Origin of the sequence: Corynebacterium sp. HMSC05D08 (genome assembly GCF_001807215.1) — a bacterium.
Classification (GTDB): domain Bacteria; phylum Actinomycetota; class Actinomycetes; order Mycobacteriales; family Mycobacteriaceae; genus Corynebacterium; species Corynebacterium striatum.
Genome location: NZ_KV788360.1, coordinates 1 through 1,362 on the forward strand (window position 1 = coordinate 1; position 1,362 = coordinate 1,362).

Sequence of the window (1,362 nt, forward strand, 5' to 3'; positions counted from 1 at the left end):
CGCGGTCGAATATGATCTTGGTTAGGTCTTCTTGCCCGCGCTGGTTGATGCTGATGGTCATAAAGTCGTCGATGATAAGGACATCGACGTTGATCAGTTTCCGCATCTTATCGAGGTAGTTTTGGTCAGTCGGTGAGAAGACCGCCAGCATGTCTACAAGTTGATCCAGCCGGTAGTACGCCACGGAGTATCCAGCCTTGCACGCGGCGATGCCGATGGCGCAGGCAATGTAGGTCTTGCCTGTTCCCGTCGGGGCGAGGATGTGAATGTTGGTCGGGTTTTCCCGCCAGTTAGTTGCTGCGATTCGTTTCAGCTGGCGCATGTTGATACCGCGTTGTTCTGCCTGGGTGATTTCAGCCAGGCTTGCATCCGGGTATCGGAATTTAGCCTGGGTTATGGCCTTGGCAATGTTGCGTTGTTGGCGTTGTGTGTAGGCTTCTTCGACTGCGGCGAGGAAGATGTCTTCTGGTAGCGCATCCGCATAGGCCTCGTCGTTGACAACCTCGTAGAAGATGTCAGCGAAGGTTGATACGCGAAGCTTGCGCATTTTCGCCCGCACAATTTCGTCGTCGATGCTGCTCATGGTTTCACTCCTTATTGCTTCTAGTTTTCGTAGTGGTCAGCAGGCCGGATAAAGACGGCATCGGCCACCTCACCGGTAAGCGGGGTACTTGGGCGTGGGTGGTGCTTGGCCACAGGCTGTGGTTTTGCCCCTGGTGGCCCGGGATGTTGTTGGGCGTGGGCAATGTCAGTCTGGATGCGTTTGATCACTGCCATCGTGGGGGCCAGCTTCTTGTCTAAGACCTGCTGGCATGCCGGTTCGAGGGTGGCTTTGTTGTGCTTTTTGCCCAGGTTGGCCAGCACGTTGCGTGCCTGGATGAGTCCGCGGGGGATGGCGGCACTATTGCGGTCGAGGATCATCGCTATGACTGCGTGCGTTGCTGCCCCAAACGACGAGGCCCAGGCCAAGAGCTCATCACGGGTAAGCGCCTTGTGGCCTTCATCGTCGCCACGCGGTCCATGCTGAGGGTTGGTGGAATACCGGTATTTGAATCCGTGAAGGCGCGTGTGTTCAGCAACAAGCTGCTCCCCGTTGAAGATGCTTACTAGTTGCGGGGTGAGCCTGACTGTTACCGATTCTCCCACCAGCTGAAATGGCACTGAATAGTACTGGTAGTCACAGGTGATGTGCCAATTGCGGTCGACTTTAAGCCGCTTATAAGACACTTCCGTAAACGGCGTCGGCGGCAGATCCCGCATCATTGGTGCCTCTGCTTGCTCAAAGCGCATGCGCCGTGTTGAGCCATCAGGCCGCGTCATTGCGCTGTTGATATCGGCAAGACGGCAAGCGATCGCCTCATT

At 56.1% G+C, this 1,362-nt stretch carries 1 protein-coding gene and 1 pseudogene; both read right to left on the bottom strand.

Features of this window, described 5'->3' with window-relative positions; genetic code table 11:
• The coding region (locus HMPREF3148_RS11725; protein ID WP_070509197.1) for an ATP-binding protein at positions 1-583 on the bottom strand (583 nt) is incomplete at its 3' end.
• 20 nt (positions 584-603) lie between these two features.
• A pseudogene (locus HMPREF3148_RS11730) lies at positions 604-1,362 on the bottom strand (IS21 family transposase); the annotation flags it as partial.